Source organism: Paenibacillus sp. FSL H7-689 (assembly GCF_000517905.1).
Taxonomy (GTDB): domain Bacteria; phylum Bacillota; class Bacilli; order Paenibacillales; family Paenibacillaceae; genus Paenibacillus; species Paenibacillus amylolyticus.
In genome coordinates, this window is sequence record NZ_ASPU01000016.1 from 146,811 (window position 1) to 170,316 (window position 23,506).

The window sequence follows — 23,506 nt, forward strand, 5'->3', positions numbered from 1 at the left end:
GATGTAGCTTTCTTTTAGAAAGCTTTTAGCTTCGCTTCTGCAGATTGGTTCTTTATGGAGTAACTATTTATAACTAATACGAGGATCAAACACGGCATAGAGCAAATCTACAATCAGATTGATCACCACAAAAAAGAACGCCACGATCAGAATGCCACTCTGGATCACCGGATAGTCCCGCGAACTAATCGCTTCATATATATACCGTCCCACACCCGGCCAAGCAAAGATCGTTTCGGTCAACACCGCACCCCCGAGCAACGATCCGGTCTGGATGCCGATAACCGTAAGCACGGGTATAAACGCATTTTTGAGCGCATGTCCATATACGACAAAAAACGGACCCAGTCCCTTCGCCTTTGCTGTACGAATGTAATCGGAACTCATCACTTCCAGCATGCTGGAACGGGTCATCCGGGCAATAACAGCCATTGGAATCGTTCCCAGTGCAACACTTGGCAGAATCAAATGTTTCGTTACGGTCCACAACTGATTCCATTGTCCAGCAATCATCGTATCCAGCACGTACAAGCCCGTAATGGCTTCCACCGGATCACGCGCATTCATGCGTCCAATGGATGGCAACCACTGTAACTTGTTCGCAAACAACCATTGTTCCATCAGACCTAGCCAGAAGATTGGCATCGATACACCCACCAAAGCAATGACCATACAGCAATAATCAAACCAGGAGTTGTGCTTCCATGCACTGACAATCCCGGCATTCACCCCAATAATGACAGCAAACAACATACTTGCCATCGTTAATTCAAGGGTTGCTGTCAGATAAGGGACAATTTCCTGGGCAATAGGCACCTTGGTGCGGATGGATGTTCCAAGGTCACCTTTGAGCAAATCGCCCAAGTAGGCGAAATATTGCTGGAACCAGGGTTTATCCAGACCGAGCTGGTCACGAAGGGCCTGCTTGGATTGTTCGGTTGCCTTTTGCCCAAGTATGGTCTCGGCCGGGTCACCCGGAATGGCGTGGATGATGGAAAAGACAATCAGGGTCATGCCCAGCAGTACGGGCAGCAACACAAGCACACGTTTGACAATATAGCTGTTCAATCCTGTTCACCTGCCTTCGACATATCGTGCAAAAATAAAAAACGCCGGCAGAAACGCATGCTTTGGATAGTTACGTCCGGATGTGGGTTCTGCCAAGCATTGCGTCTCACCAGCGCTTTGAGAGAAAGAATTAAAACGTAATCACTCCGAACTGTAGTGCCATCTTCAGATCGCAGTTATCCTGAAATTGATAAGTTCAGCTTACAGCTTACTCGAAATAAGCACCGGCATAGGATTCGGTGCCCAGTGGAGAAGGGACGAAACCTTTCAGGTTGGCTTTACCTGCCATAATTGGCGTCGTGTGTACCAGAGGAATCCACGGTGCATCTTCCTTGATAATTGCCTGCGCTTGTTTGTAAAGCTCCGCACGTTTCTCCTGATCTGTTTCTTTCTGCGCATCCGTCAGCAACACATGCAACTCTTCGTTTACATAATAACTGCGGTTGTTGCTTGGAATGGCATCTTTATCCAGCAGTGTATACAGGAAGTTATCTGGGTCACCATTGTCACCTGTCCAGCCGAGCATGTAAATGTCGTCCTTCTCCCCGGCCTTTGTATCTTCGAGATACGTTGCCCACTCCGGTGATTCGATGGTGACGGTCACTCCAATTTTCTCAAAATCAGCCTGGATTGCTTCCGCTACCTTCTTGCCATCTGGCATATACGGACGGGATACCGGCATTGCATAGAAGGTTACCGGATCAGGCAATCCGTCAGGGAAGCCAGCTTCGGCCAGTAGAGCTTTTGCTTTTTCCAGATCATATGGGTAATCCTCAATGGTATCGTTGTACCCCCACAGCGTTGGCGGCATCGGGTTCACAGCAGGCTCAGCTTGTCCAGCAAAAAACGCATCAATAAGGGCCTGCTTGTTCACCGCATGGTTGAGGGCTTGTCTGACTTTCACATTATCAAATGGCTTCTTCTTAAAGTTAAAGCCGATATACGCCACGTTGAACGGTGGACGCTCGATCTTCTGTAACTCGCTGTTGCCTTCAAGAATGGACAGATCGTCCGGGTTCAGGTCTTCCATGACATCAATCTCGCCGTTTTGCAGGGCATTGAAGCGAGCGGTATTATCCGGAATGGAACGCACGATTACTTTGTTCAGCTTCGGTAGTCCTTCTTTCCAGTAATTGGCGTTTTTCTCCAGGGTAATGGAGTCGTTACGCTTCCACTCTTTGAATACAAATGGGCCGGTGCCCACAGGCTCGCTTTTAAAGTTCTCTTTTTTCTCCTGAATCGCGGTTGGGCTGGCAATGCCAAATGGCGTCATCGCAATATTTTGCAGGAAAGGCGCTTGTGGCTGGTTCAATGTGAACTCCACCGTAGTTTCGTCCGTCGCCTTCACTTCCTTAATCACACGACCGTCCTCTGGACCAAACATGGAATCGTAATAATCGAAGGAATCTCCCTCGAATTTATATTCACTCGCCGGATCACCCCAGCGGTTGAAATTGAACACAACAGCCTCTGCGTTGAAGTCAGTTCCATCATGGAATTTCACACCGGACTTCAGCCTAAACACATACTTGAGCCCATCCGCCGAAATCTCCCAGCTCTCCGCTAGTCCAGGAATGACTTCTGTTCCGCCTTCCTTGTAGTCCAGCAATGAATCAAACACCTGATGCCCAATCTTCAGCGACTCCCCATCGGTCACAATCGCCGGATCGAGTGCTACGGAATCCCCACCACGCCCCATAATCATCGTATCCTGCGCTACCGTTTCGGTTGGAGGGTCGGTTCCTTCCGCCGGAGCAGGCGTAGTCTCTCCACTCTCATTACTGGAGCAACCGGACAACACCAATACGGTACTTAAGGCCATCGTTAGAACACCGGTCATCCATTTTTTTCTCATTCGCATACGTACAACACCCTTCCCTGTCTCATAATGTGTGTGATGCTGGCATGAAAGATCTCCAATGTTGGCAATCGGTTTGGTGCTATGTATCATATAAAAGGCTTTAGATGCCTGCGATACCTGAATTAAAGTTTGGGGAAAAGTAAGGCAGTCTATGAAATGTAAAAACAGCATGGGATACATATGGAATACAGGTAAATGTCAGACAAACGTGCAGAGGATTAAGGACGTCGGTTGATTACTTTTATAGAAAAAGAAAAAGGTTCTACAACGGATCTTGTGAGATGAATCTATGAAATTGAATGAAATTGTTGCGTTTTATTTGAACTTAGGTCAATAAGCAACAGTGAGTGGGTATGAACTGGTAAGAGCAGGTTTAAGTTGGTAGATTAAAAATACTGATGGGCATATAGATACTACGCTGCTGGCTATAGTCTGTTCCTTGAGCGTGTCGTGTTGAGCATGGAGTGTGGAGACCGGATTAGGTATCGTTATCCTTCGTTAGCAATACGGATGAAAGAAACTCAACATAGGCTAGGTTGTTTGATGAATCGTGATGTTGTTAAATCGGTGGCTTTCTCTTGCAGATTGGATGTGTAATTGGATGTGTAAAATGTATGAACGAGTCATCTTGAGATGTTGGATTGTACAACAGGGAGACATTACAATAACTTCATGTGTTATGGTTTTGTCATGATGAGGAGGATTGTGTAAATAAACTGTGGTGAAAAACAATTTCGTGTAACTTACTTTACATCACATTAATCAATTAGACAAGAGATTTACAGACATAAGTCTTCAACTTTATTATATGCGTTAATATCACTTACACAAAACACAAAAAAGGAACACGGTTCGACAAAAAGCGTCTCGTGTTCCTTCTCCACTCCATCCACATTTATATAAAATCAACATTCTAATTTGCTAAGAATCAGCTCACTTTTTAAACAAACCTCTGCGATGCATCACGGTAATAAAACGGTAAAAATCATAACTCGCCCCATTATCGATGCTGAACAATGGGTTTTTAGTGTCATATGCTAGTGCTGCATCCACAGCTGCCTTTGCCCATACTGGAACTTCCATTTGCTGACGCGCCTGCAGTTTGTCGACCTGGGATTTGAGCGCATCAAACGCTGCTTTCTCTTCGGCTGTCATCGGTTCGCCCCCTTTCGGTGGTTCGGTTGGTGGATTCGGATGACTTGGATTCGTCGGATTGGATGGCTCCGGTGGTTTTGGAGTGGCTGCTGCGTATCTTGCTCTGAGCTCTGCCGCTGTTCCCTCGAATTCATTCATATCCACGTTGCCACTAATGCCATTCACCTTGCCTGAATCCGTATACTGCCAGAACGTCCAACGCTTCCATGCCGGCTGGTCGTCCGGTACACGGGTGTTGCTGTAACGCGCGATCCACAGATCATATGAGCTGAGTGATGTGTCAAAATTCCTGGCAAATGAATTGCCCGTGTATATGATCGGTTTCACACCTGTCAGACGTTGTAATTCGGTTAAAAAAGCTTTGGCAACTGTATTCATCTGCGCTTTGCTCAGGTTGCCGGGATTGTTCTCGTAGTCCATGACGGGTGGAAGTTGTAACGCTTTGGCGCCTCCCACTTTGTTAAGTGTATTGGCGTAATGTGCCGCTTCTGCCTTGGCACCATCGGTGGATGTCGCACGGAAGAAGTGATATGTTCCGACCAGCATGCCCGCAGCAAGTGCACCGGTTACATTTTTCTGATAATTGGGATCGGTATATGTCTGTCCCTCGGTTGCCTTGATGAATACAAATGTCATGCCACTTGCCTTCACTTTCGCCCAGTCAATATTGCCCTGGTATCGGGAGACGTCAATGCCCTGTGTGTTGCCCGAACTTCTCGTTTGCATGTTTCTCACACCCTTTATGCGGCAAATTGCCGTTTGTATCAGCATTTTACATCATTCGATTCAAGCGTTCCCGGGTACAAGTATAGACAGATTAGAGCATTCTGATCTATACATTGCTGATTGGATGTCACTCTCTGGATTGATGCAAAATGCTCCTATAGTTAATGCGGTTGGATCAGGGGTTGCTTGTGTGCGTGTCCCTGATGTGTTGAGTTATGTGTATTTTCACGTGCTAGCTTGCTATAGTCACATTACTTCTTACTATCTCCAGCCTGTGAATTTATGTCGTCCGGATCTGCCTGTGAAAAAGTGTCTTTGGCACTTGGGGAGAAGTTACCGGGGAGTTCCCCGGTTCCCCCCTTGCCCTTGAGCACTTCAATGGCCTGCCGAATCACTGGCGGAATAGGTGCGCCCAACTTGCCCCCGTTTTCGATAATGGACAACAACTCATTTGCGATATAAAAAAAGGCGACCGCATCCCTGAACAAATGTCCGTCTCCCAGAACACCGTCCACCAGATGAGCCACCGATACCATTGCAAATATAAACACCTTTCTGGCGATGCCGAACATCCCAACGTTACTTTCTAGCTTGCCACTCATGCCTGCTGCCGCAATGCCCGTTAGGTAATCGAGGATGACGAACACAAGTAGTACGCCGAGTACGCCTGACCAACCACCGAAGAAGTAGGTTACTGAGCTGCTCATTAGTGCAATTCCCCATTTCCATAGGGTGTCCCATCTTTCCATGGTTTCACCTCCTTTTAATATTGAAATACTAAATGCTCCAGAAGGCATAAAAATAGCGCTCCGTATTCGGAACGCTTGTTAAGTGATTTTTCCGTTTTGGTCCATATCTCCAACTCGCAGAGCTTCCGCCACTTTATCACGGCTTTGAACTGGTACAGACTCCAACTTGATCATTCCTTAATGAACCATCATTACCTATATAGCTAACATAGTCTCACCTCCCATCATGAATGCTACAGCCCATCAAATCCAGCAGCCAAGCAAGTTTATTCCGCATTAGGCATCTAACTAAGCAGCAACATGTGTAATCCCATGAGCGCCTATTTATTCGTGTTGTTTTCTTCCCGCAATCGCTGATTTTCTGCCGCCAATTCGGCAATTTGAGACGTTAATGAAATGGCAGGCGGTTGTGGTTCTTCATCGGGTTTTAGCGGGTAGTCAAAGAGTGGTTCCAATGTTTCCAAATCAACGCGTGTAATCATACCGCCCTCGGCACGGTCAAACATGATTCGCCATGTTCAAGCTGAATCATACCCATGCTATCGGGAACTTTATCGTCCAACGCTTTATACAACTTGAAATCCTGCTCCCGTGTCGTTTCGACGACGATCCCGGCGCTCTCTGGCGTAATCACGAATACGTTCCCGAATTGCAAGTCGCAGTAGACCTTCATACCGATTTTATTTTTCGGCTCTTGTTCGTTCATTTTTCCACTACCTTTCGTGTTTTTGATATGGCAAAAATGAGTATGCGGTATGAGCTTTCACGGCTCACAACGTCACACCCTTTCCCCCTTGTTTATCTCTCTATGATCACCCAAAAGCTTCCCAAACTACAGAGGAAAAAACCAATCCCTCTTAAGTGAAGTAGGTTTCTAACAAGGCACTATCAATCCACATACCGCCACCAGTAGCCGTGGTGGATGTACCTCTCATGTACAATCCAAAGGGCATGTTCAAGTTCAAGCCACTGGCCGCAAAATCTATCGTAGATAAGTTAGAAAAAACATACCCATCACTTTGTGAATTGATGGTGATTCCATTCATCTTCCCTTTCACAAAATCGACCATGAGCATAGACAAGCGATTAGGGTAAGGATGTACGTTCAACACAACTCCGCTATTCACGGAACCTGTTGTATTTCTTAATACTAATTGAGGCGTAGCATATACACTATCAAAACTCATGATAGGACCCAATTTCGAAAATGCGTTAAACATGCGAATCCCTAAAGGAATATCGAATAAGAAGACATCTCTTTTTGAGTTTGGAGATATTATGGTATACGGAACAGAAATTGTTCGCTCATTGATCGTAGCGGGAAATACCTTCGGCCCGTCAATCAAGTAATTGTCCAGCAAGTAATTATCAATTAACGGCATTTACTGCACCGCCTTTTCTAAAATCAACGTCACCCAACTATTTGTTCCAGTTGAAATAAAGTTGGTCGGCCTTCCCTTAGGTAAGAATACCTTAGGCAACGGAACAATAAGCGTGTCTCTTGCTTTAATGACTTTCTTACTTATCAAATACCAACCAGTATTCATAGACACCTCCGAGGATACGCTTCCGTGTCCATTACAAATGATAATAGAGCGAATGATAGAATCAAAGTCATTTGAAGGAATAGAGTCTGCACTGGTCGCTGTTACCTTTACGAAAGGATATCCTGCCGGTTCATAATTTCGTTCGAATCCAGTTAAAAATATGGACAATCCAGAAATGTTAGATGATATATAAATTTCTTCTCCTTGAATTATTGGAATATCTAATTCGGAAAGAACTAAAGTAGCGCCAGGCTTTATCACATGGTTTTGAGCGATACGAGATCCGCCGATAGTCAAAGTAAATAACGCGTCAGACGCACTGTAGTTGCAAATAATAGCTGACTTAACCACAGCATACTTATTCGTTGGGACGGTATATACCTTCGAAGACGTGGTAGGTACGTTACCTTCGAATAAATTTTTGATTGTATCTGCCATTATTCAATCGGCCCCCAAACGTTTCGTTTATTTTGTTGTTGCAGCAAAGTACGAACAGCCTCGTTAACCGCGGTCTCGACCACTGACACCGCCCCCGCGTTTTGACGCATGAGATCGTTCATATCCGTAAGCAATGCCTTTTCATTTTCGGCTATTGATCCGACGAATTGAGCAACCGGAGACGTGTCCAGCATAAAGTAAGTTACCGTGTACGTGGCTGACGGATCAAACGCATCTTTCACCAGATTCGCTCTTGCTGTTCCGTAAGCATCCATCACGTTTCTACCAATAGCCCATCGATCATCTTTAGCACCATTTTTATAAATCGCGAGAATATTCCTTGCTTTAGTTTTAAGCAATGAGTGCGGAACAGATGTATAGTTAATCTCACGTCTACCGACAATATTTACCGTATTTTCTGAGGCCGGCGTATATTCACGCAGCATGATGCCCGTGTCGACTTCAACTTGGTTATTACCTTCAACTAACGTCAATTTTCCTTCTGACGTGATTGCTTCGACAGTTGGCGTTGCAAGTTGATATACAAGCTGGTATGACGAAATTGTCCCATCTTTAATAGAGGGAGAACTCTCGTTTACTGGTACTGATGTTCTTAAATGTGCCCATGTGCTATTCCAGTTAGCTGGAGGTGAATATCCTATCGGCGTCCATGTTTTTTGAGCCGCGTTTGTCGGATCATTGTAAGCGCTGGCACTCATGTTACGCATTGTCCATCCCATGAAATATGCATACCGCTCTTCGACTGTTGGCGTGTATGAGTCTCCCCATCCACTGTCTGAGTTAGAAACGCTTATAGCAAAATTACTATTCATCCTATCAACTGCCCATCCATCTGCACTTGCTTCGTGTTGTCCCCAAGTTAAGATTTTCCCATTGTATTTAACAGCAACTGCTTCCCCTACAGAATCATAGTTATAATCGATTCCTGGTAATTTAGGATAGAGTGTTTTATATCCTGCTTTATTGCCAACTATTGAAGATGTAAGCTTGCTTCCATCCAAGACAACATTTTGCCACTTCTTTAATTTGAAATATTGACCGTCCTTCTCGAAAACTTCATCAGCATTAGTCTCGGTCAATGGATCAGCGTATAGATCCGTTTGCAATGCGAGCATAGTGTCTTCGCGTGGTTTGAATGGTTTTGGCATGTTGCCGAGCGTCAGCATTGGGTTAATAATTGTGTCAGCACGGTTTCCCGTGCCGTTGACATAAACAGAAATTTGCGTAAGATTACCGCTATTGAACGTTCCGCCATTGTTACTGTAATTAAGTAGTACCGTCTGCTCGTCTACAGAAAAAACAGCTAACATACCCTTACCTTTTAAAGTTGAGAAAGATAAATGATAATCTTTTTGTGGACAGATAGTGACAAGGATCCGTGTCCATGGATCTGTAGATTCTGATGTTTGTTCATACACATATGGGCTGATTATCTTGGAATTTTTGGTAATTAACGCAGCTTCATAAAATGAAGGCAACAAATTCTCTCCATAACGAATTACGTATGGATTCCGCACAGGTTGAACACTATCAACGTATGGATATTTATCTGCTACCTGTTCCGGAGTCATGCTGTTCAATGCTGCGTATTCTGCTGCACTGACTTCGTAAAGGCGGACATTGTCCGCATTGAATACTTGCCCCGCTACCCCGCTACCAACAACTGCAATCGCATGGGTTGAGGCTGTCGCCGTGAAGCTAGCGAATGAAGTCCCAAAGGTCGATCCCGTTACTTTATTTCCGTTAACTACAGTGGATATTGAAACGAATGCGCTACTAGTTGATACGTTTTTGATATCAGCTACTAGAACATATGTCTTACCGACTGACGTAGACACTTCCTTGCTTATGTTGCTGTTAGTCGAGGCAAGGGTTACTTTTAATGAACTCAGACTTCCCTGGGCATACGTAGAAGTGTCTAAAGTTGCTGACGCAGCGCCTATACCCCAGTTACTATATCCCTCAAAGCCTCCATCCCGCCCCAACAAGTTCACAAGCGTTCGACCCTTCAATCCTTCCAATTTAAATGCCGAGGAACGTCTAGCATGAACAACTTGCAATCCAGGCTCCAACGTCACCGATCTACGCTTCTCGGTATCCAACCGCTCCTGAATACTACTCACCTGTGCTGCGGTTTCCTCAGCCTTTTCTTCCACTTGCCCTACACCGTCATCAACCTTCTCCCAGTTCTGATCCAAATACTTATCCAGATCAAAATAGGTTGTCGATGGCGAGGAACGGTCAATTTTATTCAACCCAAGATTCGGTGTTTTTGGTTCATTCATTTAAGCTCCACCTCCTAAAAATTTATCCTGACGGGTCTGTTCGATCTCAGCCAGCGTCATGCTTTCCACTTCCGCAATCGTCAAATACCGCAGACGATAGTCCACGGTCATATGTGCCGGTTTAATATCCTCAATTGCTGCCTTAAGATCGTCCAGATTGGGCGGCAAGCCCCATGTGTCGATAAAGCGAATTCGGATCAAGTATTCCTCGGGCGACACAGATACATCAATCCCACCGCTTTCGTAGGCCTGCGCCACGTTCTTGAGCATCGAGCCAGAGACTTTGCCGCTGCCGCGCATTTTGGAAATGATTACGGATCTCCGCTGGTCGTCTGGCTTGGCTTGATTCGTCGGAATCTGCAAATCCCGCTCATAACGTTCCAATGTCCAGGTCGCAGACTCCGGGTAGAATTGATCCAGCACACTTTCCAAACCCACCGTAAGCTTGTCCAGCTCTACACCTTCGGTCTCCGTGAGAAGCTGCATCTCAAGCACATTTTCATACAACGGGGGCAAAAGAGTCATTAACATCTCTGATTTACTCATGTCACCTTCACCGTCCCAAGAACGGCTACGGCGCCGGGGGCGATCTCCAGATTGGACATACCACCATTCACCAGCAGATCGCTATAGTCGATCACGGGTGGGATATCCAGAATGACATTGGCAATACGTGTCCAACGCACCAACGGATCGGCAAAAGCCAGTTCTTTCAGATACGCCATAACTCCCGTTTCAATTAGTGTCTTCACGCCCTCGTACGTTGAACCAGAAGCAAGTGTGACCTGCACCTCCACATCAATGGGTACTTCTTCCGCCCCCACCACCGTAACCACAGGTCCAATTGGAGCAGCACCTTCGCCCATTCCATCCTGGGTTGGATCGATATATTTCTGAACTGCCTCAATGACCGCCTCAGCAGGTGTTTGCATTTCGTTATTCAGCAATGCCACTTTGACTGTACCGGGACCGTCCCACAGTGGAAAAGCTTTTGCTTTGCCCACACCGGAGTTTTCCCGTGCCCATAACTCATACTGATATTTGTTCGCACTCGTGACCGGACGGGAAACTTTGTCCTGATATCGGTCATACAAAGCCTGATCCGTTTCCTCGTCTTCTCCAGGAACCAGCAACTGTGTCAATTCGGCTGTGGTAAGACCAGCAATATAATCGATGGGCAGCAGTGCCCCCGTATATTCATTACCTTCCGCTCCCGCGACCTCACATTCCAACACATATTGCCCTGCCGCGATGCGTTCCACAACAACATACACCCGATCCCCAGTGGAAAAACGACTCTCCAAAGGAACTTCAACAGGCTTCCCTTCGTTATCCCGAAAACTACCAACCCAACGCGCCTTCGTGGCCGGCTTCCGACTAATGCCCGACCAAGCCACCGCGCGATCCAGATACTCTCCAGAGGCTGTATCTGCAAACTTCAGATTGGCGTTCACATCCAGCTCGATATACATCTGAGCCATTTCCACAGCCGCTGGCGCAAGCGCATCATAGATAATGCTGCCTTCACGTTTATCCACACCATCTGGTACCCTATCCAGCATTCGGTTTAAAATAACTTCAAACGTCTGCTCTTCATACATTCATGTTCACCTCCGTCTCTTCCCTGAAGCTGCCAAAATCTGTTTCCACGGTAAACGAAACCCTTACTCCATCGGCCTCGTGGACAAAATCGAACTCCGTTACATCCGATATACGATCATCCGGAAGCAACGCTTCGCGAATCCAGCGCTCCAGTTCCGATTCAACCATGGATCTCCCGGCCATTCCTTCCCAGGACCATTCCATGCCGTAATCCGAGGAATAGATTAGATGCTCGTAGCGGCGTGTAGACAACGCTTTATACACCGCCTGTTTTACCGCATCTTTTCCATCCAGTTGCAATCTTCCAATTCGTTGTCCTGAAGCTTGAAATACATACGTTAGACTTGGAAGCACAACAGCTTCTTCCTGATCTTCTGCACTTATCTGCGCACCCTGTGGAATCATGGATTCACCAGCCGATCCAGCACGACAAAGCTGTCTCCGCCTTGAACACGTAACAACAAGACATGATCACCCACGGTCCAAGCTTTGTTCACTACGGACTCTGGCAGTACCAGAAAAGGCTCAGCCAATGCCAGCCGTTGTTCAACGGTAATCTCCAGAGGCTGCGTGTTTGTCACGCTTCCGTACATTATCTGAACGGGAGACTTGGCATCTACGGCAGCCACCGCCGCCTTTTTAATCACGTCCAGCATCATTTATCGTTACACCACCTTCAAATCCAGTGACATCGTATGCACGCCCCCCTGTATCTTATGCGTACATTCGTCTACCAGAAAATATTGATTAATCTTCAGTTCATCGATCTGGATGTTGACAAAACTGCCTGCCCTCACCTTGAAATCACCAAGCGCATCCACCTTCAACGTCTGCGTCTCGCGATTGCGGAGGGTCATCAGGGTCTTGAGCATTTCATCAATCTGACCTTCGTTCAGGCCATCATCCGCTTTTTGGTACAAAAAAAGCAGCCCCCATTGACGGATGCTGCCTGAATCCTGATGAACAAACGTTTCTCTTTTTCCCGTATCCTTGTTATCCCGATACAGCTTAATCTTGTTATACGTCTGGTCGTCAATTGACCGCGTATAACTGTAATCCGTGAGCAGACTGTTATCCCCAATAACAAAGCCGTAAGGCATCTCTTCCACATCCCGAAGCACAAGTTTGCCGAAATCATCGTAAAAGATGTAGTTTTTACCACCATAGATGAGCGTTCGGTCGAGCGCCTCACAGATCATGTCGATCAGCTTTTTGTTATCAAATAACATGCGCGGAATAACATACTTTGGCTGAATCAGATCACCTGTTTTCAACAGAAAGTCTTTGGCAATTCGTTTGATCACATCCGTAGCCGTTGCGTTAACGAACTTGTAAGTCTGATTCGCGGTTAGATAACGAGTCTGGTCGTAGGCTTTGATTTTGACACTTTCGTCCTTGCCACTATCCACCGAGAAGATATATCCGTAAAATATGCCTACCTCGTTGCTGATATATTTCACGACAAATCCATTCTCATAGGTGAATTGCTTATTCTGGTACAGGCTGCCCTTGATCAACGTGAATTCCAGAGAGGAGGGCTTGCCGATACGGGAGGTTTTGTACGTAATGTCGCCGGCAATTTCGCTAATGTCCCAGATGTTGCCCTGTTTGTCATCCAGCAATAACCGTTCCTTCATGTTTGCCAGCTTATCATCCAGCCTGATCTGCTCTTGCATATTCCCTCTCCTTTCACGGAAGCTTGATCACAAGTCCAATCGGCAGCTTCTTCAGTTGTGCATCTTTGATGCCATTCAGCTTCTGCAGTTCTTTCCAGCGAGATCCATCTCCCAAATGGGTTTTGGCTACAGACCACAAGGAGTCTCCGGCTTTGAGTGTGACAGTCTTGGGCTGGATTTTTTCATTGGGCCGGGAGGATTTGGTTTTTGTTTTTGAAGCAGCCGTATCCTTGCTGTCCTTGAGTGGCACTACTTTTTTGGCGGCATAGAAAATGAACTGCTTCAGCTTGATATCATACTGAATATCCCCCACCGTACCCGCTGTCTCCTTCCAGTCGAAGCTCTCAATGGAAACCGCCATATTAATAGTGTACCTTGCACTGGAAAAGAACAGTCTGACGGGTCTGCCCGTCTGCATCCAGCGGATGATCTTTTTCACATATTCATAGGGATCACGGTAAAACTGCTTCTGAATTGCCGGATGTCTTGCATCGTAGTTCAGATGATACGGGCTGTAGTCTGCCGGAAAAATCCCGCTGAAACTGACTTCACGCAGCTTCGGCGACTTGATCACGTTAATTTCACCCAAAGCGCTAACGTTAAATGTACTGCCATCTCCCGAATCCGAAAACTCAATGCTCTCGGGTGTCACCGGGAAAAACATGTATTCGGAGCGGTTATTGAAGCTTAGTTGAATATAATATTCCACTTATCCATACACCCCCTGGGCACTGGAGACGATCTGACTGTTCAGTCCATCGGTGATTTTGCTGATGATGCTGTCCACATCATGTCCGCTGTTGATATCCCCTGTGGTGACCTGAACGGTTGGCGTCAGACTGACAAATCGCTGAATCGCCTGCATCTCTGCAAGCTCACGCATCAGTTTCAGATCCTCGCTCGTCACATCCACTGTGCCGTCCACGTCACCGATCTTGTCCACCTGTCCGATATTGTTGATTTTGTTGATGTTACTCATGTTGCTGTTGGGAACAATATTGGGAGCAGGTGCAGTTGGCATCGATGGCATGGAAGGCGTTTTGGGAGTTGAGCCGCCAAAGTTTCCGGGTAATTTTGTTTCTTTGGAACTTGGAACAGGCAGAGAAGGTATTTTTGATAATAGATTTTTTGCTATATCTTGTCCCTTGTCAGAAACCTTTGGATCGAATTCTCCATCCATCCGTTTCATGTGGAATACATCTTTGTCACTTTGTGGCTCAATTGATTTCAGTGTATCCATCCAACCCTTGACGCTTTTGCTAGCAATGTTGATATCGGCTTCGGACATGACAGCAAAATTTGTACCAAAGATATCATTAATAAAGGAAGCTACCTTCCCAATTGCCCCCATCGCTTTGCCCAGAAAGTCCTCAATTCCTACAATAAGATTGTAAAATATCTGCATCCCGAACATTCCCAAATCGTAAAGCAATTTTTGGAATGCATAGAATGGGTCTTTGAAGACATTGGCTATGAACTCTGCGAATATAGCAAATCGATTCCACATCGTGGCAATCACAACCCTTACCATCTCTCCAAGCAGCATAAATGTACCGATAATTGCTCCCAAAATCTCAGTTCCCGATATTCCCATCATGCTTAAAATACCGATAACAGCTGCAATGGCAGCGATGACGAGCAGAATAGGCCAATTCAGTAATAACCAGGCTGCAACCAAACTGTAAACTTGGATAATGACCAAAGCCAGAGCCACAAGCGCAAGCGCCATAAGGATCGGCTGAATAATATCCCAGTTTTGTTGGATCACACTTGCTATATACAGAATGCCATTTACCAGCATCGTCAGCGCGTTTGCCGCAACCGTAAATGCATTGCTAAGCCATTCAATAATGCCAGTGAATTCACCATTGGCAAATGCCTCATTTAATCGATCTAGTAGAGGCGTCAAGGCAACAAGAGCTACCTGTCCAATCTGGCCCAGAACCCCATTAAACTGATTCACAAGCATGTTCCACTTCTGTAGTGGTGAATCCAGCATAGTGTCAAAAGCCTGTTGGGTATAGCCTTGTTTTTGCAAAATGACATCAAGCTTGGTGATAAATCCATCCAGATTGGATGAATCGATAGTTTGTTGCAGACCCGCTCCACTTAGAGCTTCAGCAGGAATGTTAAAAGAATTAGCAAGTTCACCATTGTCTCCGTTCATGGCAGCAACCAAGGCACTGGATGCATCTGACATACTTTTCCCATCTGGAGAAAGCATACTCAACCGTTTAGTCATATCTCTCAGTTGGTCAACCTGATCCGTATTCTGTGCATACGGAATGAGAGATAGTGTACCTTTCAAAGCATCCGTAACATTCTGTCCGCTCTTGAAAGCTTCCGCACGGTAGCGATTAAAGATCGTCTCCCCCTGAGCATCATCACCCGTAGCAGCCATATAGCGATGCTTCAGATCCTCTTCTTGTGCTGCTGGAACAAGAACCGCTTGTCCTGCTGACTTGATCATGCTGATCCAGGCTCTTACACGCCCGGCTCCTTCTGCAAAAGCCGCGTTCACTTTGGCTTGTTCCTCGGATACGCCCTGCAGCAATTTGGATGCCATTGCAATACTGTTCAGTCGAGCAGAATTAAACATGGTACTTATAGCAGCAGGTAATTGTTGAAATTGCGTTACTATACGTGTTGAAGTAAGGTACAGTCTTGCAAACATGGCATACATTCATTTCTCCCTCCTTTCCTTTTTATTTCTTTCGGGCGCGATTCTTGGACCGTTCTTTCTTCTCTTCCTCCACCCGGATGGAGATCATCGCATAGATTGCCGCTCGTTCTCGCATAGAGAAGGCCATTAGCTCATGCGGCAAAATGTTTAATTCATGGAGAGCGTAATAAGCCAGATTGGCTTCGGAATCGCCCTCTTTAATTAGTTTTTTACGTCATCCACCAGTTCGTTCATATCCTGATTGAAGCCGTTCAGCTTCTGGACCTGTTCACCGAGCGAAGCAAATTCCCCAGGCAACAGCATTTTCCGCAAAAGCGATTCCGCCCCCATCACGCCATATGAACGCTGGAGTTCTGCGTTTTTCAAATCGGGATAAACGACACTTGCGCTCATCAGGCGAGCCATGTAATCATTCGCATCGATGTCGGGTGTGTAGACACCGTTCTTGCCCTTGATTTTGCGAGTAGCTGCTTTGCGGCATTCCTGGTTTTCGTCCTCGGTCATGCTGCGCAGTTTCCATGCAACCGGCTCGCCTTTCTCATCTTTGAATCGGGGGGATACGATAAACTCCTCCGTTGTATCTGTTGCTGCATTTTGGGCAAAAAACATACTCAATCCACTCATGTATTGTTCCTCCTCTAAAGTTAGGTCCCCCGCCGCACGAAGCGGCGAAGAACAGTATTTTGACACGCCAAATAGCCCGTAACACAGGCAAGTGGAACAGGTTTCTTTTACAAACCCGCTGCTAATTTATACTCTTTATAAATCTTAAGGTATTATGCTTTCTACGCTACATTACTTCGGCAGATTGAACGATACAGGCATATCGACATCTTCAAAGGTAAAGCTCACTTCTTCCTCCAACGCCTCGGCCTCGGTATCCAGGGATGCCATAATCACACTGTCGAGGTTGACGCCTTTGAGTGTAACGGTCTGTTTGCCAATCGTAGAGGAAGGATCTTCGTTGGTCACTTCAATGTCGAAGTACGTATCTACACCATTCTGCATGTACTGGAGCATCAGCTCGCGGAAACGGGAAGTGGTATAAAAGATCGTCATGGAACCTGAGCCAGACCAACCGGTTGCTTTGTGCTGTACGCCGCGGCGACCCAAGGTTTTGACCTCTGCTTTTTGTTTCTCCACTGTTGCTTCCAGCGTCTTCACATAGAACATTTCTTCCGTCTGTCCGTTAATCGTTGCGTATGCGCGGCCTTCCTGACCGGAGATCGTGTCACTTGCTTTCAAAAATGCCATCTTAAACCACCTTCACTTTCATATATACTTTTTCAACGGAATCCACAGGTTGGACCTGAATCTCGATCAGAATACTGTCAGTTTCATTGCCCGGAGCAACAGTGATATCTGTTTTGGAATCGAAATTTTGAATCGCCCCAATATCCTGAAGCTGCTTCAGATAAGTGACACATTGGGAACGGAACAGGCTGCGCCCATCTTCGTTATTGTTCACTTTGCCGATATAATAGGACTCGAAAATCCGTTTCATATCGTTAGCGATGCCATCGAGAACACGGACAACACGGTTTTTGGCAAAATGACGTGCCTTATCCGGTGTCACCGAACGGAACGTATTTACATCCTGCTCCACCACCGCGCGGTTGCTGCTCGCTGTAAACACAAACTCGCCGTTGCGCAATGCTGCTTCTGTCTCAGTATGTGTCAATCTGCCATTCACATCCACGGCATCGTCATATGCACGGAACGTCAGAGATTCATTCAGGTTAGCTCCCGCTGTTGCACCGGCAGTCCATGCTACGGTTTGTTTTGGCGTAAGAACGGTACCGTCTGCGAGCACAACACCATTTTTGACACTGATAATGCCTTCATGATCTGCAGCCGGATAATCCGACAGAACCAGTTGTACCTTCTTGCCCTCGGTATCACGCAAACGCTTGATGTAGGCTGTGTAGACTGACTTGAGTGTAGCATCGTCTGAGATCAGACCAACCGTGTTAAAATCCAGTACTTCCAGCTTGGTCAGAAAATCAGCATGCTCTTGGTTAGATGCTGTACCATCCAAACCACCTGTTAGTGGAAGTGACGCTGTAGCTGTGAGTGCACCTTCACCAGTAAATGTAACGTATGCGTTGGATACCAGAGCTTCGATGCTGGACGAAGTTTGTTTGTCCACTTCTTTACCCGCAAGCAAAGTAGAGACATCCAGTTGTTCCGGTTCATTGATATTTGCAGAGATTACAACAGCCAGATCATTACCGCGTACGCCGCCGTGTTGGGCTGTTACTGTCAGTTTATCCAAGGTTGCCTTGGCTTGGGTACCTGCATTGAGTCGGTAAAGAAGCAAGGTCTGCGCCCGTTTCAATGCCTCGCGAATCAGCAGCAATTGCGGTGCTGTCCAGTCATAGCCCAATTTGGCTTGTACATCTTCACCTGCTTGTACCGTCAGGATTGAGCCTGTTTGCCCCCATGACAATGGAAGTGCCAAAGCCACCGTTCCCCGCTCTCCTACCGTTCCCGGCAATGAGCCCTCTGATGCAAAATTCATATATACGCCAGGGCGTACCTTGTTTTGTGTCGTCCATGTTCCTCCAGCCATTATTGTGCCTCCCCATTCATGAATTGTTGGATGTGTTCTTGCGCTTCTTCTATGGTGTATGTTTGTTTTTCCAGCAGAACTGCTGCCAAAATATCTTTCTCGATCCGGCTAAGTTGCCGGGATTCGGCGAACTGTGCTTTGCTGTATTTTTGATTGTTTTTCTGTTGAGCTTCCGTTTTTTTAGGGTCCGATTCTTTTTTCGTAAACATCGCCAATGCGCCTCCTATTCCTTTCATGTTAATCCCCTCATTTGATTATTTAAGTTCAACCAAAGAATAATTACATTTGCCACTCCGATGACAGAACAACCTTCCGATCGCTGTTATCCCCAGATTTTTTTGACTCCCTTTTTAAAGGGGAAAATCCAGGGATAAAGGCGCACGCTCCGCTTCTTCAGGTTATTTCTGTCCTCTCCGTTTTCGTGTAAATGTTAGTTCAATTTATATAGTTATTCTTTAGCAGCTTTAAGTGCAGTAGAACGCTGTTCCAGTTGTTGCATGGTAGCGGCGGACTCCGACACTTTGGTGGTTCGCATGGTGTAATACACCAGCATTCGAGGCGTATCGTTCTCAGTCTCCCAACGCAATTCCGTTGCGCGATAGGACGTTCCCTCCACGTCGATGGTTTCCAATGCTTCGAATAGTTCGTCCGGTAGAGTTGCCGGGATATCGTTTGGATCGAGCCATCGGATTTCAAAGCCGTAAGATTGCACGAAGCGATCGCTTCGTTCACGGGTAAGTTGGGCGGATAGCAGGCGGTAGGTGATGCCTTTGGAGTCTGAGGTGGAGCTTGTATCGCCTGTTGCAGGTTGGATCGGGATGTTGGGGAAATGCCGCGTCAGAGCGTCTGCGATGGCAGTGGTTAGTTGGTTTGTACTCATGGTTCACCTCCTTTTTATTGGTGAGAACTGAAATTAAGTCAGGTCTCCTATTTAACAAGGACTAGCATCCGATCTTACGTGTTATAAATATACGTTCAGAGCTGATCCTGTGAGAGACTTAATCGGCGCACCCAGTTTGCCTCCATTTTCAATAATGGACAACAACTCATTTGCGATATAAAAAGGCGAGCGCATCTTACGTGTGATCCCGAATAATCCAGTATTACTCTTGGTGTGCCTGTCATGTCTGCCGCCGCAAACCCTTCTTTGTAATAGGAAAAGCCTCCTGACCGCTCCAGAGGACATAATAAAAAACGCCTTGCGGCGCTTATGCTGTTGCGTTAATAACATCCGACACGACTGCTTTAAGGTTATATAGATTAGGTACCTGTTCCAGTTTATACGTGCCGGTCATGACCAAACTGACCCAAACTTTGACCAGTCCGCTGTTAGATGTAAATGTCATCGCTTATCCCCTCATGCCTGACCTGCAGCGATCATCATAGTCAGTTCTGCTACTGCAGTTTTCAGCTCGGCGTTTTTCCTCTTTCAATGCGGCATTGTCAGCAAGAAGCCGCGCCGCCTTCGGGTTGTTCAGGACTGAATAGTCTGAATCAATAATCCTCTTTTCAATATCTACATTCAATACCGTTATGGTGTATGTGAACTCGTCGCCCGGCTTGTCCTTCTCCGTTTTGGCCACCGCGTACACATCCGACGCTGGTGGTTCTGTCGTCGAGATGGTCACAACGTTACCGGTTTCCTCGTAGTATTGCACATAATTGTAATCGGACATGATCGCGCCTCCTTATTAGACGTAAGATCCGCCCGCACTGGCGTTCCAAATCTCTTTGCTGTCCAGCAAGATGCGGTAAAGACGCACACGTTTCCATACGGCTACGCCGCCGTTGTTTGAAGCGTGCGCCCGCAAATAGTAGGGCCCGGACAGACTGGACACGCTTAAGCTGACTGTAGTCCTTGTCGTCAGTGAACCACGATACGTTCGAGCGTCAAATGTTCCAGCTCCACCCATCTGCGAAGAGGAAGCAATAAAGATTCCGTCCGATTGGATGTCAGATGAACCTTCTAGAGCGTAATCGAACACCACATAAGAAACGCCAGTTAAATCCACTGGTATGTTTGTCACCACAGCTGCCTCGCCGCCGCCCGTGCTTGAGTTATATGCGTAGCATTCGACATGGTCCGATTGTTTGACCACATATGAATTGCTACCCCATACGTAACCCTTACGCATAGTCGGTGCGATTGACCAAATGGGTCGCCATACTCCCCCGGCTTTCGCATAAATTTGTTGGACAGCCCGCCAATTCCCTGAGACCTTGACTGATAACTTATTAGGCGTTTTCCAAGTCCCGCCAACCTTAATGCCTAAAGCCATGCATTATGCTCCTCCCCTCTATCATGAGTATTGATACCAGATGTCACCGTCATTGCCGCCAGAAGGCGCTACAGACGAGATAATATGCCTGTTTTTAGCATCAGCCACAGCCTGAAAAAGATCGGGACTCCAAGGCGACCAAGTGTTATTTTCTCTGGTTCTTTGATACAAAGTTTGTACCCCACCGTTGAGCCGACTAGCCCTTTGGAGTACATACCCGTTTCCATTTGTGTGGCATTGAACTTCAACGTACCACCACCATCCGTCGGCATTTGTCGGTAAGGGCGAATTTACTAAGTTATAGCCATTATACTGTCCATTAACCACCACAGAGTTAAGGTCAGTTCCTGCCGCTAATGATTGGTTTTTTCCATCATCAGCCGTTAATTTGTGCTTTTGGAACAAGTCCCCCATGTGAACAATTCGAGCCAAATTTGGCGTGAAAACCGCTCCTGCTGTGGTTGCGACCGGGCCTGTATCAAACATGTAAACTTCCGTCGCAACAGCGCCTGAATACCGCATGTAAATACCACGAGCGCCTAAGTTAGAATGATTGTTTTCGTACTTGAATGTATTCCCATCAAGAAAACAGTTACTACCGTACAACACCGAACCATTTGAAGAGCCAGAAAACGTTCCCCACTGATTCATAATCAATCGTCCTGTCATAGCTCCGCCTGTACGCAACAAGCTTGCTGCTTTAGCTGCTGTCAACGCATCCCTTACCGCCTTCTCCGTCGCCGCCACCGTCTCAGACGAGCCATCCGTCTTATTCGACAATTGCACCTTCCCTTTCTGCGTCAAAGACGCATCAGGAATATCCATCTGACTCACCGCTTCACGAAGCGTATCCAAATCCGCCTGCGTCGCAACACCAGCATCAATCTTTTCAAAAATTCCATTAATACTCTCCCGGGTCACATTCTCGTTCCCCAAAGGTAGAGGTAACTTCAATCGATCCGTTTCTTGTGGCATTACGCCCACACCTCCAGTTCATTCCACGTCAAGGACGCGGCATCCAGTTCATCCCACGTTTTTTGTCGCTTGTCCAGATCATCCCAGACCAGATAACGATACTCATATTCCACGGCCATATGGGCCGGTTTCAATTCTTCAATCGCCCGTTTGAGGTCATCGATATTAGGCGGAATGCCCAGCGTATCCACAAAGCTTACTGTAAAACTCCACGCTTCCGACTGAAAAGTTACATCCACCTTGCCCCCGGCATACGCCTCAGCCACATTCGCAACCTGCCTGCACGAAAACTTTCCTGCCCCGCGCAACTTCGACTCCACCACCGCACGCCGCTGCTCCAGAGGTTTGAGACGATCTGTCTCAATGCCAAGCTCCTGTTCCCAGAAGTCCAGCCCCCACGTCGCCGTGCGGACAAAAAACTGCTCCAGCGTCTCATCCAACGCCTGGTACAACAGATCCATCTCGGTGCCTTTGGCCTGCATATCGGCCTGCATTACACGAGAAGTCTCATAGTACCTTGGCAAATACGAGAACAATTCCCGCCCTTTCTCACTCGTTAGTCCAACATCTACAATAGAAGGAGCACTCATGCCCTGTCCCCTCCCTTCCTTGCACATCAATATGGAGCGTCTCGCTCACCAGATCCAACCCAGATCGGCGTATTTCTCCCAATCTTCCTCGGTCTCTACATTCCCTAACTACTTCCTCATCCACCATCTGCCCAACACTACTCATGCACATCCACCGCCCCCAGCACGGCGACCTGACTCGCGGTCATCTCGATATTCTGGTCACTCACACCGTTCACGGTCAGCTCCGAATAGTCGATAATGGGCGGAATGTCCAATAGAATCGCGGCAATACGGGTGTAACGAACGAGCGGATCGGCAAAAGCCAACTGTTTCAAATACGCGGTCACCCCGCGTTCGATCAATGACCGTACATCGGCCAATGTCGCATCACTTGCCAACGTCAACTTCACCTGAATGTTCATTGGCACTTCCTCGGCGGGCATCACGGACACCACTGGCCCCGCCGGGGCAACACCTTCACCCTGTCCATCCTGCGTAGGATCGACGTACTTCTGCACAGCCGCCACCAGATCAGTACCTGCAGCACGTTTGTCCGTGTCAAGCAGATACAATCCCACCGTGCCTGGCCCCTGCCATAACGGAATCACACGCGTTGCACCAACACCTGGCACTTCACTGGCCCATTGCACATATTGTGCTTTGTTGCCGCTTGTCCCTTGGTTGCGGACTTTGGCATAAAAGCGTTCCAACAATGCCGTATCGGCCTCAATATCCGCACCGCCTTTGATCACATCAACGTTCGTGACAGAGGTCACGCCACTTACAGGTGTAGACAACACAGTTACCGTGCCCGCAGGCACATTGCTCTCTTTTCCGGCAACAAGCGCTCGCACGCCTACCACACCGGAGCCCTCAGCATCCAGTTCCACACGTCCTACCGTCTCATATTCGAGCGAAGCTTCAGCAGATACTTCATCCGCGAGCGTAGCTACGACCGTTCCAGCAGGCACCACTTTCACCGGCGTACCCGCGAATCTCACAGCACCCTGAGCTGCCACAGCAGCTCGCCGCGTAATACCGTGCTCTCCCGCCCGCAGATCCAGCTCTTCCGAACGAAAATTCGGATCACTGCTCGCAGCCGTACTTGCAAACCCCCGCCGCAGTAATTCCTGCGCCCACAACGCCGCCTCAGACAGCATAAACGCTACTGGAGCTTCCGCATCCCACAGGAACGAACCCTCCGACTTATCCAGATCCGCGGGCAGACGATCCAGCATACGCTGCATAATCTGTTCCTCCGTCTGGTCCTCCAAATAACGCGGAATCTCAGCCATCC

Annotated in this window: 28 protein-coding genes; all 28 read right to left on the bottom strand. The window is 47.2% G+C overall.

The window, feature by feature from the left end:
• Window positions 1-63: 63 nt before the first annotated feature.
• The 28 genes from C170_RS15665 to C170_RS15785 all read right to left on the bottom strand — a co-directional run bounded on the left by C170_RS15665 (window position 64) and on the right by C170_RS15785 (window position 23,504).
• Window positions 64-1,068, bottom strand: coding sequence for an ABC transporter permease (locus C170_RS15665; RefSeq protein WP_017690144.1), 1,005 nt, complete (start codon window positions 1,066-1,068; stop codon window positions 64-66).
• 208 nt (window positions 1,069-1,276) lie between these two features.
• On the bottom strand, window positions 1,277-2,923 hold the full coding sequence (locus C170_RS15670) for an ABC transporter substrate-binding protein (protein ID WP_036611585.1): 1,647 nt from the start codon (window positions 2,921-2,923) through the stop codon (window positions 1,277-1,279).
• A gap of 939 nt (window positions 2,924-3,862) precedes the next feature.
• A complete protein-coding gene (locus tag C170_RS15675; protein ID WP_036611366.1) occupies window positions 3,863-4,810 on the bottom strand; it encodes a glycoside hydrolase family 25 protein in 948 nt (315 codons plus the stop codon).
• A gap of 251 nt (window positions 4,811-5,061) precedes the next feature.
• Entirely contained in the window at window positions 5,062-5,559 is a 498-nt protein-coding gene (locus C170_RS15680; RefSeq protein ID WP_036611369.1) for a phage holin family protein, read from the bottom strand.
• Window positions 5,560-5,879: 320 nt separating this feature from the next.
• Window positions 5,880-6,041 (bottom strand): hypothetical protein, encoded by a 162-nt coding sequence (locus C170_RS30800; protein WP_162158977.1) that lies wholly within the window; start codon window positions 6,039-6,041, stop codon window positions 5,880-5,882.
• Complete coding sequence (locus C170_RS30095) at window positions 6,038-6,265, bottom strand: hypothetical protein (protein WP_051447216.1); 228 nt, start codon at window positions 6,263-6,265, stop codon at window positions 6,038-6,040. The genes C170_RS30800 and C170_RS30095 overlap by 4 nt, the downstream gene beginning before the upstream one ends.
• Window positions 6,266-6,416: 151 nt before the next feature.
• Window positions 6,417-6,941 carry a hypothetical protein gene (locus tag C170_RS15690; RefSeq protein WP_036611373.1) on the bottom strand — a complete coding sequence of 175 codons (525 nt, stop codon included), beginning with the start codon at window positions 6,939-6,941 and terminating at the stop codon, window positions 6,417-6,419.
• Window positions 6,942-7,544 (bottom strand): hypothetical protein, encoded by a 603-nt coding sequence (locus C170_RS15695; protein ID WP_036611375.1) that lies wholly within the window; start codon window positions 7,542-7,544, stop codon window positions 6,942-6,944. It abuts the gene before it with no gap.
• On the bottom strand, window positions 7,544-9,850 hold the full coding sequence (locus C170_RS15700; protein WP_051447217.1) for a hypothetical protein: 2,307 nt from the start codon (window positions 9,848-9,850) through the stop codon (window positions 7,544-7,546). The genes C170_RS15695 and C170_RS15700 overlap by 1 nt, the downstream gene beginning before the upstream one ends.
• Window positions 9,851-10,396: a putative phage tail protein gene (locus C170_RS15705; protein WP_036611377.1), complete on the bottom strand. Its 546-nt coding sequence runs from the start codon at window positions 10,394-10,396 to the stop codon at window positions 9,851-9,853.
• Window positions 10,393-11,451, bottom strand: coding sequence for a baseplate J/gp47 family protein (locus C170_RS15710; RefSeq protein WP_036611379.1), 1,059 nt, complete (start codon window positions 11,449-11,451; stop codon window positions 10,393-10,395). The genes C170_RS15705 and C170_RS15710 overlap by 4 nt, the downstream gene beginning before the upstream one ends.
• Window positions 11,444-11,857, bottom strand: a complete 414-nt coding sequence (locus C170_RS15715; protein WP_036611382.1) for a DUF2634 domain-containing protein — start codon at window positions 11,855-11,857, stop codon at window positions 11,444-11,446. The genes C170_RS15710 and C170_RS15715 overlap by 8 nt, the downstream gene beginning before the upstream one ends.
• Entirely contained in the window at window positions 11,854-12,111 is a 258-nt protein-coding gene (locus C170_RS15720) for a DUF2577 family protein (protein ID WP_051447218.1), read from the bottom strand. Before C170_RS15720 ends, C170_RS15715 begins: the two co-directional genes overlap by 4 nt.
• A 6-nt stretch (window positions 12,112-12,117) precedes the next feature.
• Window positions 12,118-13,128: an XkdQ/YqbQ family protein gene (locus tag C170_RS15725; RefSeq protein WP_051447219.1), complete on the bottom strand. Its 1,011-nt coding sequence runs from the start codon at window positions 13,126-13,128 to the stop codon at window positions 12,118-12,120.
• A gap of 13 nt (window positions 13,129-13,141) precedes the next feature.
• A complete protein-coding gene (locus C170_RS15730) occupies window positions 13,142-13,837 on the bottom strand; it encodes a LysM peptidoglycan-binding domain-containing protein (RefSeq protein WP_036611385.1) in 696 nt (231 codons plus the stop codon).
• Complete coding sequence (locus C170_RS15735) at window positions 13,838-15,811, bottom strand: hypothetical protein (protein ID WP_036611387.1); 1,974 nt, start codon at window positions 15,809-15,811, stop codon at window positions 13,838-13,840.
• A 201-nt stretch (window positions 15,812-16,012) separates the two neighbouring features.
• Window positions 16,013-16,435 carry a phage tail assembly chaperone gene (locus C170_RS15740; protein WP_036611390.1) on the bottom strand — a complete coding sequence of 141 codons (423 nt, stop codon included), beginning with the start codon at window positions 16,433-16,435 and terminating at the stop codon, window positions 16,013-16,015.
• 171 nt (window positions 16,436-16,606) lie between these two features.
• Window positions 16,607-17,065, bottom strand: a complete 459-nt coding sequence (locus C170_RS15745; RefSeq protein ID WP_017690162.1) for a phage tail tube protein — start codon at window positions 17,063-17,065, stop codon at window positions 16,607-16,609.
• Window position 17,066: 1 nt separating this feature from the next.
• The gene (locus C170_RS15750) at window positions 17,067-18,383 is read right to left on the bottom strand and encodes a phage tail sheath family protein (protein WP_036611392.1); all 1,317 of its coding nucleotides are present in this window, start codon (window positions 18,381-18,383) and stop codon (window positions 17,067-17,069) included.
• Window positions 18,383-18,592 carry a hypothetical protein gene (locus tag C170_RS15755; protein ID WP_036611395.1) on the bottom strand — a complete coding sequence of 70 codons (210 nt, stop codon included), beginning with the start codon at window positions 18,590-18,592 and terminating at the stop codon, window positions 18,383-18,385. Before C170_RS15755 ends, C170_RS15750 begins: the two co-directional genes overlap by 1 nt.
• A gap of 239 nt (window positions 18,593-18,831) precedes the next feature.
• Complete coding sequence (locus C170_RS15760; RefSeq protein ID WP_036611398.1) at window positions 18,832-19,263, bottom strand: phage tail terminator family protein; 432 nt, start codon at window positions 19,261-19,263, stop codon at window positions 18,832-18,834.
• An 81-nt stretch (window positions 19,264-19,344) separates the two neighbouring features.
• Window positions 19,345-19,614, bottom strand: coding sequence for a phage holin family protein (locus C170_RS30435; RefSeq protein WP_081745954.1), 270 nt, complete (start codon window positions 19,612-19,614; stop codon window positions 19,345-19,347).
• Window positions 19,592-19,729, bottom strand: coding sequence for a hypothetical protein (locus C170_RS31160; RefSeq protein ID WP_179088673.1), 138 nt, complete (start codon window positions 19,727-19,729; stop codon window positions 19,592-19,594). The genes C170_RS30435 and C170_RS31160 overlap by 23 nt, the downstream gene beginning before the upstream one ends.
• 3 nt (window positions 19,730-19,732) lie before the next feature.
• Window positions 19,733-20,059 carry a hypothetical protein gene (locus C170_RS15765; protein ID WP_036611401.1) on the bottom strand — a complete coding sequence of 109 codons (327 nt, stop codon included), beginning with the start codon at window positions 20,057-20,059 and terminating at the stop codon, window positions 19,733-19,735.
• Window positions 20,060-20,074: 15 nt separating this feature from the next.
• Window positions 20,075-20,410 (bottom strand): hypothetical protein, encoded by a 336-nt coding sequence (locus C170_RS15770; protein WP_143781249.1) that lies wholly within the window; start codon window positions 20,408-20,410, stop codon window positions 20,075-20,077.
• 273 nt (window positions 20,411-20,683) lie between these two features.
• Window positions 20,684-21,637 (bottom strand): pyocin knob domain-containing protein, encoded by a 954-nt coding sequence (locus C170_RS15775; RefSeq protein WP_036611408.1) that lies wholly within the window; start codon window positions 21,635-21,637, stop codon window positions 20,684-20,686.
• Entirely contained in the window at window positions 21,637-22,227 is a 591-nt protein-coding gene (locus tag C170_RS15780; RefSeq protein WP_036611410.1) for a YmfQ family protein, read from the bottom strand. Before C170_RS15780 ends, C170_RS15775 begins: the two co-directional genes overlap by 1 nt.
• Window positions 22,228-22,364: 137 nt before the next feature.
• Entirely contained in the window at window positions 22,365-23,504 is a 1,140-nt protein-coding gene (locus C170_RS15785) for a baseplate J/gp47 family protein (protein ID WP_036611414.1), read from the bottom strand.
• Between the last annotated feature and the right edge of the window lie 2 nt (window positions 23,505-23,506).